The sequence below is a fragment of the Vibrio sp. 10N.247.310.23 genome (assembly GCF_041467155.1).
In the GTDB taxonomy this organism is placed as follows: domain Bacteria; phylum Pseudomonadota; class Gammaproteobacteria; order Enterobacterales; family Vibrionaceae; genus Vibrio; species Vibrio crassostreae_C.
Genome location: NZ_JBFSTZ010000029.1, coordinates 1 through 13,498, shown reverse-complemented (window position 1 = coordinate 13,498; position 13,498 = coordinate 1). Strand labels below are relative to the sequence as shown.

Annotated in this window: 17 protein-coding genes and 1 tRNA gene; 14 read left to right on the top strand and 4 right to left on the bottom strand. The window is 44.9% G+C overall.

The genetic code is table 11. The features are described 5' to 3' along the window. The first annotated feature begins 19 nt into the window (after window positions 1-19). The 3 genes from AB6D93_RS19345 to AB6D93_RS19335 all read left to right on the top strand — a co-directional run bounded on the left by AB6D93_RS19345 (window position 20) and on the right by AB6D93_RS19335 (window position 1,303). Window positions 20-583, top strand: coding sequence for a YqgE/AlgH family protein (locus AB6D93_RS19345; protein WP_102333139.1), 564 nt, complete (start codon window positions 20-22; stop codon window positions 581-583). Window positions 584-643: 60 nt separating this feature from the next. Continuing rightward, window positions 644-1,066, top strand: a complete 423-nt coding sequence (gene ruvX / locus AB6D93_RS19340) for a Holliday junction resolvase RuvX (protein ID WP_017062240.1) — start codon at window positions 644-646, stop codon at window positions 1,064-1,066. A 99-nt stretch (window positions 1,067-1,165) separates the two neighbouring features. Further along, window positions 1,166-1,303 (top strand): hypothetical protein, encoded by a 138-nt coding sequence (locus AB6D93_RS19335; protein ID WP_170967430.1) that lies wholly within the window; start codon window positions 1,166-1,168, stop codon window positions 1,301-1,303. A gap of 74 nt (window positions 1,304-1,377) precedes the next feature. Here the strand turns inward: AB6D93_RS19335 and AB6D93_RS19330 are convergent, their stop codons facing one another. Next, a complete protein-coding gene (locus AB6D93_RS19330; RefSeq protein WP_017062241.1) occupies window positions 1,378-2,487 on the bottom strand; it encodes a PilT/PilU family type 4a pilus ATPase in 1,110 nt (369 codons plus the stop codon). Window positions 2,488-2,501: 14 nt separating this feature from the next. Next, window positions 2,502-3,539 (bottom strand): type IV pilus twitching motility protein PilT, encoded by a 1,038-nt coding sequence (locus AB6D93_RS19325; RefSeq protein ID WP_017062242.1) that lies wholly within the window; start codon window positions 3,537-3,539, stop codon window positions 2,502-2,504. A gap of 26 nt (window positions 3,540-3,565) precedes the next feature. Here AB6D93_RS19325 and AB6D93_RS19320 point away from each other — a divergent pair, with 26 nt between their 5' ends. From AB6D93_RS19320 to hemW, 7 genes are all read left to right on the top strand, one after another. Next, complete coding sequence (locus tag AB6D93_RS19320) at window positions 3,566-4,270, top strand: YggS family pyridoxal phosphate-dependent enzyme (protein WP_017062243.1); 705 nt, start codon at window positions 3,566-3,568, stop codon at window positions 4,268-4,270. 78 nt (window positions 4,271-4,348) lie between these two features. Then, window positions 4,349-5,167, top strand: a complete 819-nt coding sequence (gene proC, locus AB6D93_RS19315) for a pyrroline-5-carboxylate reductase (protein WP_102321471.1) — start codon at window positions 4,349-4,351, stop codon at window positions 5,165-5,167. A 76-nt stretch (window positions 5,168-5,243) separates the two neighbouring features. Next, entirely contained in the window at window positions 5,244-5,801 is a 558-nt protein-coding gene (locus tag AB6D93_RS19310; RefSeq protein WP_017067798.1) for a YggT family protein, read from the top strand. A 29-nt stretch (window positions 5,802-5,830) separates the two neighbouring features. Beyond that, window positions 5,831-6,121, top strand: a complete 291-nt coding sequence (gene yggU / locus AB6D93_RS19305; RefSeq protein WP_102333140.1) for a DUF167 family protein YggU — start codon at window positions 5,831-5,833, stop codon at window positions 6,119-6,121. A gap of 28 nt (window positions 6,122-6,149) precedes the next feature. After that, on the top strand, window positions 6,150-6,581 hold the full coding sequence (locus AB6D93_RS19300) for a DUF4426 domain-containing protein (protein ID WP_017062246.1): 432 nt from the start codon (window positions 6,150-6,152) through the stop codon (window positions 6,579-6,581). A gap of 48 nt (window positions 6,582-6,629) precedes the next feature. Then, window positions 6,630-7,229 carry an XTP/dITP diphosphatase gene (locus tag AB6D93_RS19295; protein ID WP_017062247.1) on the top strand — a complete coding sequence of 200 codons (600 nt, stop codon included), beginning with the start codon at window positions 6,630-6,632 and terminating at the stop codon, window positions 7,227-7,229. Next, a complete protein-coding gene (gene hemW / locus AB6D93_RS19290; protein WP_017062248.1) occupies window positions 7,229-8,416 on the top strand; it encodes a radical SAM family heme chaperone HemW in 1,188 nt (395 codons plus the stop codon). The genes AB6D93_RS19295 and hemW overlap by 1 nt, the downstream gene beginning before the upstream one ends. 67 nt (window positions 8,417-8,483) lie before the next feature. Here hemW and glsB read toward each other — a convergent pair whose 3' ends face one another. Together glsB and trmB are read right to left on the bottom strand one after the other, a co-directional pair. Continuing rightward, window positions 8,484-9,404, bottom strand: coding sequence for a glutaminase B (gene glsB, locus AB6D93_RS19285; protein WP_017062249.1), 921 nt, complete (start codon window positions 9,402-9,404; stop codon window positions 8,484-8,486). A 349-nt stretch (window positions 9,405-9,753) separates the two neighbouring features. After that, a complete protein-coding gene (gene trmB, locus AB6D93_RS19280) occupies window positions 9,754-10,473 on the bottom strand; it encodes a tRNA (guanosine(46)-N7)-methyltransferase TrmB (RefSeq protein ID WP_017062250.1) in 720 nt (239 codons plus the stop codon). 165 nt (window positions 10,474-10,638) lie between these two features. Here trmB and mutY point away from each other — a divergent pair, with 165 nt between their 5' ends. The 4 genes from mutY (at window position 10,639) to AB6D93_RS19260 (ending at window position 13,383) form a co-directional block, all read left to right on the top strand. Further along, window positions 10,639-11,700: an A/G-specific adenine glycosylase gene (gene mutY, locus AB6D93_RS19275; RefSeq protein WP_065584120.1), complete on the top strand. Its 1,062-nt coding sequence runs from the start codon at window positions 10,639-10,641 to the stop codon at window positions 11,698-11,700. A gap of 28 nt (window positions 11,701-11,728) precedes the next feature. Continuing rightward, window positions 11,729-12,001 (top strand): oxidative damage protection protein, encoded by a 273-nt coding sequence (locus AB6D93_RS19270; RefSeq protein WP_010435637.1) that lies wholly within the window; start codon window positions 11,729-11,731, stop codon window positions 11,999-12,001. A gap of 69 nt (window positions 12,002-12,070) precedes the next feature. Then, window positions 12,071-13,204, top strand: coding sequence for a membrane-bound lytic murein transglycosylase MltC (gene mltC / locus AB6D93_RS19265; RefSeq protein ID WP_017063191.1), 1,134 nt, complete (start codon window positions 12,071-12,073; stop codon window positions 13,202-13,204). Between the two features lie 103 nt (window positions 13,205-13,307). Further along, window positions 13,308-13,383, top strand: a tRNA-Phe gene (locus AB6D93_RS19260). Window positions 13,384-13,498: the final 115 nt, after the last annotated feature.

The following is a 13,498-nucleotide window of genomic DNA, read 5'->3' as shown; positions in this document are numbered from 1 at the left end:
CACACTGGCAGGAGGCTCTATGAATTTAACGAACCACTTTCTGGTTGCTATGCCCGGAATGAAAGACCCATACTTTCAAAATTCGGTGATTTACCTTTGTGAGCACAATGACGAAGGCGCGATGGGTTTGATGATCAACGCCCCTATTGATGTCACTGTCGGTAGCATGCTTAAGCAAGTTGAGGTTGATTCTGATCAGCCAAAACCCAACCAAGCAAGTCTTGATAAGCCTGTATTGAATGGTGGACCGGTCGCAGAAGACCGTGGATTTATTTTGCACAAACCTAAAGGCAGCTATCAATCCAGCATCAACATGACAGATCAAATCTCGGTGACGACTTCAAAAGATATCTTGATGGTGTTGGGCACAGAAGATGAGCCGATGAATTATTTAGTCGCACTTGGGTATGCAGGATGGGAACCGGGACAACTGGAAACCGAACTGACCGAGAACTCATGGTTAACCGTTGAAGCCGATCCGAAGGTCATCTTCGATACACCGATTTCTGACCGCTGGAAAGTCGCCGTGCAGATGTTAGGAATAAATGCGGCTCAGCTTTCAGCAGACGCTGGCCACGCCTAGTTCAAATCAGCTAAATAAAATAAACAGACACTCTCAAACACAGATAAATTTGGAAACCCCATGTCACGAACAATTATGGCATTTGACTACGGTACAAAAAGTATCGGCAGTGCGATAGGACAAGAAATCACGGGCACCGCAAGCCCTCTAAAAGCTTTTAAAGCCAAAGATGGCATCCCAAATTGGGACGATATCGAAAAACAAATTAAGGAGTGGCAGCCGAACCTGATTGTAGTCGGCCTTCCTACCGACCTTCATGGTAAAGACTTAGCAACCATTACACCTAGAGCGAAGAAGTTCGCTAACCGCCTTAAAGGACGATTTGGTGTCGATGTTGAACTACATGATGAAAGACTCTCGACCACAGAAGCAAGAGCCGACCTTTTTGAAATGGGCGGCTATAAAGCGCTAAGCAAAGGCAATGTCGATAACCAGTCTGCAGTCGTCATTTTAGAGAGCTGGTTTGAAGCACAATATTCATAACGAAAATTAAGAGCTCAAAGATTAAACTCCTTTGTGATCCTATAATGATATTACGACGTAATGTCGAAGCAATTCATTATTAGGTAAGTGGGAGTTCACATGAAAATTTTTCTAGCAATCTTCGTAGCTCTAGCAATATCAGCATGCAGTTCGACAAGCTCCAATAATGCAGGTTATATTAATCATACTTCGACTGACGCAGACGTAATCAGCGAGCCTAAGAACAAGAAGCGTTGATAATACAGACGCAGTCGAACGATGAATATGATGAACGCCTGATTTTAACCTAGAATCAAATCAGGCGTTTTTTATCACCCCATATCTATCTTCACACCAGCCAACGCCCCAGTTCCGTAGTCGTCATCACCACGTCTAGTTTTGAGCATTAAGCGCAAGTCATTAGCAGAATCGGCACTGTGGAACGCATCCTCTTCGCTGATCTTGCCTGCTATCACTAAATCATACAAAGCTTGGTCAAAGGTCTGCATACCTATCTCTTTCGATTTAGCCATGGTTGCTTTCAGTTCGTGCAGTTCACCACGACGAATCAAGTCAGAAACACGAGGGCTATTCAGCAGAATCTCGAATACACCATGACGCCCGCTGCCATTCTTGTCGCGAATGAGTTGCTGAGCGACGACACCACGCAGGTTCATCGATAGGTCAAACAAGAACTGTTCTTTCTGCTCTTTCGGCACCAAATGAAGAATACGCTCTAGCGCTTGGTTAGCGTTATTGGCGTGCAAGGTTGCCATACACAAGTGACCCGTTTCAGCAAAGGTCATCGCGTATTCCATGGTCTCACGGCTACGGATTTCGCCAATCAAGATCATGTCTGGTGCTTGGCGTAGCGAGTTCTTAAGCGCGACTTCATAGCTCTCGGTGTCGAGTCCAACTTCACGCTGTGTCACGATGCACTTTTTATGTTCATGCACAAATTCAATCGGGTCTTCAACCGTCAAGATATGTCCCGAGCGATTGGTGTTGCGATAGCCTGTCATTGCAGCCATTGAGGTCGACTTACCAGAGCCTGTCGCACCAACCACCAGCACAAGTCCGCGCTTAGCTATTGATAGGTCCTGTAGTACATCAGGAAGCTTTAGTTGCTCAAAGGTTGGGATGTTAGTCTCGATACGTCGAATGACCGCTCCAGGTAGCTCTCGCTGAAAGAATGCACTGACACGAAAACGACCAAAGTCACGCACAATCGCAAAATTAGCCTCACGCGTTTGCTGATATTCATCACGTCGGTCTTGTTCCATCATCGCATCAAGTAATTGAGCAACTTGAGCCGCATTCAGCTTCTCTCCTTGGGGGCGTAATTCACCATCCACACGAAAAAGGATTGGCGCATCAACCGTGATATAAAGATCCGATGCCTTTTGAGAAAGCATTCCCTCAAGGATTTGATTCAATTCCATTGTGTCCACCTTGATTAAAACATTGAGGTTTCAATTTCGATCTTTTTCTCGACCTCTTCCGAATCAACCAAGCCCTGCGCCATCAGCTGCTTCGCATTTTGTTCCATGGTCTGCATGCCGTGCGCTGCGCCCGTTTGAATGATCGAGTACATCTGAGCGACCTTATCTTCACGAATCAAGTTTCTGATCGCCGGTGTTGCCATCATGATTTCATGACACGCCACACGACCACCACCAACACGCTTTAGCAGCTTCTGGGCTATCACCGAGCGCAGTGATTCAGACAACATCGAACGAACCATATCTTTATCGCTACCTGGGAACACATCGATAATACGGTCGATCGTTTTAGCCGCAGAACTGGTGTGCAGAGTACCAAAGACCAAGTGACCCGTTTCTGCTGCGGTTAACGCTAAGCTAATCGTCTCTTGGTCACGAAGTTCACCAACCAGAATCACGTCTGGGTCTTCACGTAAGGCACTGCGCAGTGCCGCTTTAAAACTGTGAGTATCACGGTGAACTTCACGCTGGTTGACTAGGCATTTATTATTGGTGTGAACGAATTCAATCGGGTCTTCAATCGTCAGAATATGCTTATTGTGGTTGCGATTTACGTAATCAACCATCGCCGCAAGAGTCGTTGATTTACCAGAGCCAGTTGGACCAGTGACGAGCACTAACCCTTTTTCGTAGTTAGCAATCCTTTCGAAGATCTCAGGTGCACCTAACTGATCTAAAGTCGGGATTTCGACAGGGATAGTTCGAAAGACAGCTGAGCAGCCACGGGCTTGGTTAAACGCATTAACACGAAAGCGACCAACATTGGGTAATTCAAAAGAGAAGTCGACTTCCAGTTTTTCTTCAAACTCGCCGCGTTGTGAATCGCTCATGATCTCAAAAACCAAACGATGCACATCAGCATGACTCAAAGCTGGGATTCCAAGCTTCCTTACTTCACCATCTATACGTACCATTGGAGATACACCCGCAGAAAGATGTAGATCTGACGCGTTATGCTTTACACTAAAATCTAGTAACTCAGTGATATCCATTTATTTTCCCTTAAGTAAAGTCAGCTATGAGTAGTATTCAACAAAATATCGAACAAATCACCTCACAGATTCGTAGTGCTGAGCAAAAGTGCGGACGAGCTCCAGAGTCCGTGCAACTTTTAGCCGTCAGCAAAACTAAACCTATTGATGCGATTCTAGAAGCCGCACTCGGAGGCCAAGTTGCCTTTGGTGAAAACTATGTTCAAGAAGGTGTAGATAAAGTAAAACACTTTTCAGAACAACATTCTAACCTAAATTTAGAGTGGCATTTTATTGGTCCAATTCAATCCAATAAAACCCGCCCAATCGCGGAAAGCTTTCAATGGGTGCATTCCGTCGATCGCGATAAGATCGCACAAAGGCTTAATGATCAACGACCAAGCGAACTTCCACCTTTGCAAGTGTTGATTCAGGTAAACACCAGTGGTGAAGAGTCCAAATCTGGAACCTCAGAAGAGACAGTTTTTGCACTCGCGGAGTTGATTTCATCGCTCCCCAACCTCACCTTAAGAGGATTGATGTCGATTCCTGCAAACGTATCTGACTATCAATCTCAGCTTAATGCATTTTCTCAACTGGCAGAGCTTAAAGACAAGCTAGCCGCGAAGTATTCAGACATTGATACCCTTTCGATGGGGATGAGTGGTGATATGGATGCAGCAGTTGAGGCTGGCAGCACCATGGTTCGTATTGGAACAGCTATTTTCGGCGCTCGTGATTACGCGAAATAGCCGTAGTAAGTAACGACAAGTACAAGTATTGATACCGCTTCGCCTTATCCGCGCAGCGACACGCTCAGGATTTTATATATGGTACATAAGAACATCGCCTTTATTGGGGCGGGAAACATGGTTCGCTCAATTGTAGCTGGCTTAGTTGCTAGTGGTTACCCAGCGCAAAAGATTACTGCGACAGCACCTTCAGAAACCAGAAGGCTGCCGTTAGAACAAGAATACGGCATCAATACCACCAGCGATAATATTGCCGCAGCTGAAAAAGCAGACGTTGTTGTGTTATCAGTGAAACCACAGATGATGGCTGATGTATGTAAACCCTTACAAAGCATCGACTTTAGCAACAAACTGGTTATCTCCATTGCTGCGGGTATTAATGCGAATCGACTCAATGAGATGTTAAACTGCCAACTGAACCTTGTTCGTGTGATGCCAAACACGCCATCACTGCTAGGTAAAGGAATGAGCGGTCTTTATGCCGATTCAACGGTCAGCCAAAATGATAAAGACTTTGCATCTCAGCTGATGCAAGCTGTAGGTGAAGTGAGCTGGGTTGAACAAGAATCTGGTATCAACAACATCATTGCGGCGGCGGGGAGTGCTCCGGCTTACTTCTTCCTGTTTATGGAAGCGATGCAAGCTGAAGCAATCAAGCAAGGTTTTGACCAAGAAACCGCTCGTAAGCTAGTGCAGCAGTCTGCATTAGGCGCGGCAGAGATGGTGGTAGCAAACCAAGATACTGAATTATCAACACTGCGTGAACAAGTGACATCCAAAGGCGGCACGACCGCAGAAGCACTACGCACGTTTAACGAACATCAACTATCAGACATCGTAGCCAAAGCCATGCAAGCGGCGGTTGCTCGAGCTGAAGAGATGGAAAAACTGTTTTAGTACCAATCAAGGTAAACAAGCATTTTGCCGCTCTGGTTATATCTAAGCGACAAGTAAATCCGAAAAAGGAAACAATATGAACTCGATGAGCTTTCTGATCTCGACCGTTTTTGATCTTTACATCATGGTTGTGATCTTGCGTATCTGGCTACAAGCATCACGTGCAGATTTCTACAACCCATTCTCACAATTCATCGTAAAAGCGACACAACCGGTTGTTGCCCCACTACGCCGAGTTATTCCATCAATCGGCAGCCTTGATCTAGCGACCGTTGTTTTCGCTTATGTGCTGTGTGTACTTAAGTTCGTTGCTCTAAACCTGATTATCTCTGGCGGCGCTGCCGTTTTCGATATTAGCTTCCTTATCTTTGGTGCACTGTCTCTGCTCAAAGCGGCTGGTGGTTTGATCTTCTGGGTTCTACTTATCCGTGCAATCCTAAGCTGGGTAAGCCAAGGTCGTAGTCCAATCGAGTACGTATTCCATCAACTGACTGAACCAATGCTAGTGCCTATCCGCCGTATCCTACCGGATATGGGTGGCTTCGACTTAAGCGTTCTGGTTCTGTTCATTGTTCTACAGTTTGCGAACTTCCTAATGGGCGACATGATTGGTCCTATTTGGTATCAGCTATAATTCAAGTACGAACATCAGGTACTTTGACGATGCCAAAAGCGGTTTGGGCCGAGGAAAACGATATTCTTCTTAAGCTCTATATCCAACCCAAAGCAAGCCGAGACAAGATTGTTGGCTTGCATGGTGAGGAACTCAAAATTGCCATAACTGCTCCACCAGTAGATGGCAAAGCCAACGCCCACTTAGCGAAATACCTTGCGAAACAGTTTAAGGTCGCAAAAGGGCAAATTAAGATAGAAAAGGGAGATCTCGGTAGGCACAAGCAAGTTCGAATATGCTCGCCAAGCCAAATCCCAACTGAAGTCAAAGCCATCCTATGATGGCTTTTTGCTATTTATTGGAGTCATTATGCGTTTATGGATAACAGCACTACTCACCGCTCTTGTTGCCTTACCAAGCTCAGCAGGGCAATTTAAGAACATTAAGGATGTCGAGGTTCATTACTCGGCTTTTAATTCCACGTTCTTAACTTCGCAAGTCGCTAAGCAATACAAACTTAAGCGAAATGGATACTCAGCAATCCTCAACATCAGCGTGTTAGACAAGGCTTCTCTAGGCAAGCCTGCGACAACGGCTAAAATTACGGGAACAGCGAAGAACCTCGTTGGAAACACCCGTACTTTGAAGTTTCGAGAAATCAAAGAAGGCGATGCGATTTATTACCTTGCTGAGTTCCCCGTAACTCACGAAGAAAACATCACCTTCGACATCGATGTGAACGCAGGCCTAAAAGGCACTGGTCCACTGCGTTTCACACAGAAATTCTATATAGAAGAGTAAGCTCAAACCTTACTTTTCATTTATTAACTTATTTAGAGCTACATTCCCATGAGTAAGATTGTTTTAGCAACAGGCAACCAAGGTAAAGTTCGCGAGATGGCAGATATTCTGTCTGAGTTTGGTTTTGACGTTGTCGCGCAAAGTGAATTTAACGTTTCAGAAGTCGCTGAAACAGGAACGACTTTCATTGAAAATGCCATCATCAAAGCTCGCCACGCAGCGAAAGAAACAGGGCTGCCAGCCATTGCTGACGACTCAGGTTTAGAGGTTGATTACTTAAATGGTGCGCCAGGTATCTATTCAGCGCGTTACTCAGGTGAAGGGGCAACCGATAAGCAGAACATCAAAAAACTATTAGATGCGATGCAAGGTGTCGAAACTGAAAAGCGTACTGCGCGTTTCCACTGTGTGTTGGTGCTAATGCGTCACGAGAATGATCCAACACCTCTAGTGTGTCACGGTAAATGGGAAGGTCGTATTCTTACTGAAGAACACGGTGAGAATGGCTTTGGCTACGATCCTGTGTTCTTTGTACCAGAAGATAACTGCGCCTCAGCAGAGCTTGAATCTTCGCGTAAGAAGCAACTATCACACCGTGGTAAAGCGCTTGCGTCACTATTCAAGACTCTCAAGGAGCAAGCTCTGTAATGCACAATGCAGCGCTAATACCACCCGCACTTAGCCTCTATGTACACATCCCATGGTGTGTACAAAAGTGTCCGTATTGTGATTTTAACTCTCACGCTCTGAAAGCCGAGATCCCTGAAAAAGAGTACATCGATGCACTGCTTGAGGATCTCGATACTGATATCGAAAAATATCAGCTCAATGGTATGCCTCGCCCACTGCATTCGATCTTTATTGGTGGCGGTACCCCAAGCCTGTTTTCTCCTGAAGGAATTGGCCGATTGTTACAAGGCATTGAACAGCGCATCCCGTTCAAACCTGAAATAGAAATCACCATGGAAGCCAACCCGGGAACTATCGAAGCTGAGCGTTTTGCAGGTTACCAAAAGGCAGGCATTACTCGAATCTCGGTGGGTGTGCAAAGTTTTGAGCAAGAGAAACTGGAAAGACTTGGGCGTATTCATGGTCAAGATGAAGCGGTAAATGCCGCTCATTTAGCGCATAAGATTGGATTGAATAGTTTCAACTTAGACTTAATGCACGGCTTACCCGATCAGAGTATTGAACAAGCGTTGGCTGATTTGGATAAAGCGATAGAACTCGACCCTCCGCACTTATCTTGGTATCAGCTAACAATAGAACCTAACACCATGTTCTATTACAAAACACCAACGCTGCCTGATGATGATGACCTTTGGGATATCTTCGACCTAGGCCATAAGAAGCTCGCAGACGCAGGGTATGTGCAGTACGAAATTTCAGGCTACAGCAAGCCGGGATATCAGTGCCAACATAACCTCAACTACTGGCGCTTTGGTGACTATCTAGGTATTGGCTGTGGCTCTCATGGCAAGCTGAGCTTTACAGATGGACGCATTGTTCGTACCACTAAGGTTAAGCACCCTAGAGGCTATCTAGCTGCGTACCAAAACATGGTAAAACCTTATCTATCAGATGAATTTGAAGTGCCGAATGAAGACCGCCCTTTTGAATTTTTCATGAACCGCTTTAGGTTAATGGAAGCATGTCCAAAGCAGGATTTCATTGATACGACAGGGCTTGGTTTTGACTCGATTCAAAAAACGATTGAATGGGCAAAAGAGCTAGGCTACTTGAAGGAAACCGACACTCACTGGCAGATCACTGAAAAAGGAAAGCTGTTTCTCAATGATCTGTTAGAAGCCTTTATGGCAGAAGAAGACGAGTAACCTAGAACCTACAAAAAAGCCTCTCATCAACGAGAGGCTTTTTATAGAAATCAGCATACCGAAAGTACTAAAAAATAGAACGACCAATACGTTCTGAAAGCAACTCTAGAGCCTTAGTACCTGCGAGCGAGTTGCCAGAAGGATCAAGCTCTGGAGACCACACCGCAATCGTCATTTCGCCAGGAACGATAGCAATAATACCGCCACCAACGCCCGATTTTCCTGGCATACCAACACGGTAGGCAAACTCACCAGCCCCATCGTACAAGCCACACGTCGCAAGCAAAGCATTCAACTGCTTGGTTTGAACTGGCGTGATGATCTCTTTCTTGGTTTGAACCGACACGCCTTTGTTTGCTAAATAGCTAAAGGTTTTTGCCAAATCCACACACGTCATTTTAAGCGCACAAGCGTGGAAGTAGTTATTCAGAACTGGGATAACATCATTCTCAAAATTACCAAATGAACGCATCAAATAAGCAATGGCAGCATTACGATCGCTGTGCATCATTTCTGAAGCCGCTACCACCTTGTCATACACAATATGAGTATCACCCGATAACTGACGCACAAACTCTAACAAGCGGTGCCTAGGCGCAGACAAGCGGCTTTGTAGTAGGTCTGCAACGACAATTGCCCCCGCATTGATGAACGGGTTGCGGGGAATACCATACTCCATCTCAAGCTGAATCATCGAGTTAAAGGCTTGACCAGAAGGCTCTTTGCCTACTCTTTGCCAAATCTCTTCAGGCTTATATAGCACCATAGCTAGCGTCAGGCTCAAGGCTTTAGAAATAGATTGCACAGAAAATGCTTCTTCAGCATCGCCTGCTTTAATCACCTCACCTTCATTGGTGTATACCGCGATCGCCAGTTTCTGGTTCGATACGCGAGCCAGTGCAGGGATATAATCAGCGACCTTTCCCTGTCCAATTAAAGGACGAACTTCGTCTAAGATCTCGGCCAAAATAGCTTGAGTTGGTTTCATGTGCGCTTACTTCTATATTGTTATTTTTGCAGGGGTGTAACATATACCAATCGTAGTAAATAACTGCTCACTCTAGCTTGTTAAAATGCTCGATAACTGCGTTAGAATTTTTGATTGTAGAGTAACTACTTATCGAAAAATGCTGCCTTGTTCTCAAGCCTTTTTCCTACGCTATTTCTGATCACTTACTTACTGTGATTGGTATTACTTTCTGTCGTTAAGCCTTTACTGAAATAAAAGCCTAAGGACAAAAAAGCCAACATTACAATAATGTTGGCTTTAATCAATCCCATAAAGTGTAGGGGTTAAACCCTAAGTCGGATTACCCTTCACTTAATTTGATTCGAAGTTACTTAGTACGCTTGAACTTAATGTCCCAAACACCATGACCTAAACGGTGGCCACGCGCTTCAAACTTAGTTAGCGGGCGCTCATCCGGACGAGGGATGTAATCACCATCTTCAGCGATGTTTTCGAAGCCTGGAGCTACGTTCATCACTTCAATCATATGTTCTGCGTAGTTTTCCCAGTCTGTTGCCATGTGGAAAACACCAGTATCAAGTTGAAGCTTGCCGCGAACCATCTCTGCAAACTCAGCCTTAACGATACGACGTTTATGGTGACGAGCTTTGTGCCATGGGTCAGGGAAGAACAGTTGCAGAGTATGCAGGCTGCTATCTGGGATCATGTGTTCAAATACTTCTACAGCATCGTGACACATTACACGCAGGTTAGTTACGCCAGCATCGCGAGCTGTACCTAAACACGCACCAACACCCGGGCTATGAACTTCAATACCTAAGAAGTTTTTCTCAGGTGCGTTCTTTGCCATTTCAACCAGTGATGCACCCATACCGAAGCCAATCTCTAGTACAACTGGGTTATCGTTGCCAAATACTTCTTTCCAGTTAAGAAGCTCTGGGTTGTAGTCGATACCCATTGTTGGCCAACATTCATTCATCGCGTTCTCTTGGCCTTTTGTTAAGCGGCCTTCGCGGCGAACAAAACTACGGATCTTACGAACCAGTTTGCCGTCTTCAGTATATTCGTTAGTGGTCACTTCACTCATTGATTTTTGCCTGCACATTGATTAATCAAAGCGGGGATTATCCAAAGAATTGCCTTCGGTGCAAGTCTTTCCGTGGATAAATTCCCACACAATTTGTCTGTTTTACATCCAACGTTAAGTGTGGTGCAATTTCGCTTCTAATAATAGCAAAGCATAGAGCATGTCGTGACTCCTTTCGCAACCGCCATATTAAAGTGGTATGACGCCTACGGGCGTAAAGAATTGCCTTGGCAACAAAACAAAACCGCCTACACCGTTTGGCTATCTGAAATCATGCTTCAGCAGACTCAGGTTGCTACGGTGATTCCATACTACCAACGCTTCTTAGAACGCTTTCCAACGGTTATCGACCTAGCGAACGCCGAACAAGATGAGGTACTCCACTTATGGACAGGGCTTGGTTATTACGCACGAGCTCGCAATCTACATAAAGCAGCCAAGATCGTTGCTGAGCAATATGGTGGTGAATTTCCGCTGTCTATCGAAGAGATGAACGCGCTACCGGGGATTGGTCGCTCAACAGCAGCAGCCGTCTTATCATCGGTTCATAAACTTCCTCATGCGATTCTTGATGGCAATGTAAAACGAACGCTTGCGAGAAGTTTTGCCGTTGAAGGTTGGCCGGGGCAAAAGAAAGTCGAAAACCAGCTTTGGGAACACGCCGAAGCACATACTCCGAACAAAGATGTCGATAAGTACAACCAAGCAATGATGGACATGGGTGCCATGGTTTGTACCCGTAGCAAGCCTAAGTGCACCTTGTGCCCGATTGAAAGCATGTGTGAGGCCAAGAAGCTCGATAGACAGCTCGACTTCCCTGGCAAAAAGCCTAAGAAAGAAAAGCCAGTAAAAGACACATGGTTTGTGATTCTGTATCACGACAACCAAGTGTGGCTCGAACAGCGCCCTCAATCTGGTATCTGGGGCGGATTGTTTTGTTTCCCTCAAAATGAAAACGCAGAGATCGAACATCAACTAGATCTTCGTTCGATCAAAGACACTCAAACCAATTCGATCAAGACCATGATTGCGTTTAGACACACTTTCAGCCACTACCACTTAGATATCACGCCAGTATTAGTGAAATTAGATAAACAACCAGATTTGATAATGGAAGGGGCTAAAGGTCTCTGGTATAACTTATCAAAACCGGAAGAAATTGGCCTAGCCGCTCCTGTAAAGCAGCTTATTGAGAGCCTACCCTTTGAACTGAACGACGACGTTTGAATCAACGAACGCGATAAGAGGAACCACTATGAGCCGCACTGTATTTTGTGCTCGCCTTCAAAAAGATGCTGAAGGCCTAGATTTTCAACTTTACCCAGGTGACTTAGGTAAGCGTATCTTTGACAACGTGTCTAAAGAAGCTTGGGGACAATGGCAAAGCAAGCAAACTATGCTTATCAATGAAAAGAAGCTAAACATGATGGATCCTGAGCATCGTAAACTTCTTGAAACTGAGATGGTTAACTTCCTTTTTGAAGGTAAAGATGTCGTAATTGATGGCTATACTCCACCAAGCGAATAAGACATTTATTTAAGCAATTTTTAATGACATCATGGTTAACGCTGCGATGTCATTTTTGTATGAGGAACTATGAAAAAGCTAAGTTACTTCCTAACAGCCATGTTATTAACTGGCTGCAGCCGTGAATTTGTCGAAAGCATTTATGATGTCAATTACGAGCCAACCAACCGGTTTGTGAAGAATTTAGCTGAGCTACCCGGACAATTTGAAAAAGATACCGGGGCGCTAGATTCATTAATAGATAGCTTTTCAGGCAACATTCAAAAACGTTGGGGTAGCAGTGAAATCAAGATAGCAGGTAAGAGTAACTATGTGAAATACATAGATAATTACTTAAGTCGTTCAGAAGTGAATTTTAGCCAAGGCCTGATAACGGTGGAAACGGTTTCCTCTACCGAACCGAAAAAACACCTCAAAAATGCGATCATGACGACCCTTTTGACGCCAGATGATCCGGCGCATGTCGATCTATTCTCTTCTAAAAGCATCAAGCTAGAAGGCAAACCTTTCCTCTATAATCAGGTCGTAGACCAAGAAAAAAAGCCCATTCAATGGACTTGGCGAGCGAACCAGTTTGCGGATTACCTGATCGCGAATAACCTAAAAACCAAAGAAGTCGACTTTAAAAAAGCCTACTACGTTGAAATCCCAATGGTGGCCGACCACGCTAGCCAGCGTAGTTATCAATATGCCGACATCGTTCGACGAGCGTCTCAGCGTTATGACATCCCTGAAGATTTAATCTACGCTATCATCAAGACAGAGAGTAGCTTCAACCCGTACGCCGTAAGCTGGGCTAATGCTTATGGTCTTATGCAGGTGGTACCTAAAACCGCTGGTCGAGATGTATTTGAACACGTCAAAAAGAAACCTGGTGAACCAAGCCCTGAGTACTTATTCAATCCAGAAAACAACATTGATGCTGGCACCGCATACTTTTACATCCTTAAAAATCGTTATTTGAAAGACGTAAAAAACCCATTAACGCTTGAATACAGTATGATTTCAGCCTATAACGGCGGTACTGGTGGCGTACTCAATACCTTCAGTAAGGACAGAAAGCGAGCAATGCAAGACTTAAACTCGCTGCAACCGAGCCAAGCCTACTGGGCGCTTACCAAGAAGCATCCAAATAAAGAGTCGCGCCGATACCTCGAAAAAGTAACGCAATTCAAAAAAGAATTTAACCAAGGTAAAACATAACCCTCACTTTTGAATAAAAAAACAACGAACGAACGGTTTTTTTAGTTATTTTCAAAAAAGGAGTTGACGGTTATGCAGAAAATCCGTTTAATAGCGCTCCGTTGCCCGGATAGCTCAGTCGGTAGAGCAGAGGATTGAAAATCCTCGTGTCGGTGGTTCGATTCCGCCTCCGGGCACCACAATTTGATTTGTTGGTGTCAACACTCTTTAACAGGGAGTAACAACACGGACAAAAGCATAAAGAATTTAGTGTGCCGACTTAGCTCAGTAGGTAGAGCAACTGACTTGTAATCA

What these genes read in the sequence shown, in the direction of transcription:
- AB6D93_RS19345 (WP_102333139.1), top strand. Translation starts at nt 20, where the DNA reads ATGAATTTAACGAACCACTTTCTGGTTGCTATGCCCGGAATGAAAGAC.
- ruvX (WP_017062240.1), top strand. Translation starts at nt 644, where the DNA reads ATGTCACGAACAATTATGGCATTTGACTACGGTACAAAAAGTATCGGC.
- AB6D93_RS19335 (WP_170967430.1), top strand. Translation starts at nt 1,166, where the DNA reads ATGAAAATTTTTCTAGCAATCTTCGTAGCTCTAGCAATATCAGCATGC.
- AB6D93_RS19330 (WP_017062241.1), bottom strand. Translation starts at nt 2,487, where the DNA reads ATGGAATTGAATCAAATCCTTGAGGGAATGCTTTCTCAAAAGGCATCG.
- AB6D93_RS19325 (WP_017062242.1), bottom strand. Translation starts at nt 3,539, where the DNA reads ATGGATATCACTGAGTTACTAGATTTTAGTGTAAAGCATAACGCGTCA.
- AB6D93_RS19320 (WP_017062243.1), top strand. Translation starts at nt 3,566, where the DNA reads ATGAGTAGTATTCAACAAAATATCGAACAAATCACCTCACAGATTCGT.
- proC (WP_102321471.1), top strand. Translation starts at nt 4,349, where the DNA reads ATGGTACATAAGAACATCGCCTTTATTGGGGCGGGAAACATGGTTCGC.
- AB6D93_RS19310 (WP_017067798.1), top strand. Translation starts at nt 5,244, where the DNA reads ATGAACTCGATGAGCTTTCTGATCTCGACCGTTTTTGATCTTTACATC.
- yggU (WP_102333140.1), top strand. Translation starts at nt 5,831, where the DNA reads ATGCCAAAAGCGGTTTGGGCCGAGGAAAACGATATTCTTCTTAAGCTC.
- AB6D93_RS19300 (WP_017062246.1), top strand. Translation starts at nt 6,150, where the DNA reads ATGCGTTTATGGATAACAGCACTACTCACCGCTCTTGTTGCCTTACCA.
- AB6D93_RS19295 (WP_017062247.1), top strand. Translation starts at nt 6,630, where the DNA reads ATGAGTAAGATTGTTTTAGCAACAGGCAACCAAGGTAAAGTTCGCGAG.
- hemW (WP_017062248.1), top strand. Translation starts at nt 7,229, where the DNA reads ATGCACAATGCAGCGCTAATACCACCCGCACTTAGCCTCTATGTACAC.
- glsB (WP_017062249.1), bottom strand. Translation starts at nt 9,404, where the DNA reads ATGAAACCAACTCAAGCTATTTTGGCCGAGATCTTAGACGAAGTTCGT.
- trmB (WP_017062250.1), bottom strand. Translation starts at nt 10,473, where the DNA reads ATGAGTGAAGTGACCACTAACGAATATACTGAAGACGGCAAACTGGTT.
- AB6D93_RS19270 (WP_010435637.1), top strand. Translation starts at nt 11,729, where the DNA reads ATGAGCCGCACTGTATTTTGTGCTCGCCTTCAAAAAGATGCTGAAGGC.
- mltC (WP_017063191.1), top strand. Translation starts at nt 12,071, where the DNA reads ATGAAAAAGCTAAGTTACTTCCTAACAGCCATGTTATTAACTGGCTGC.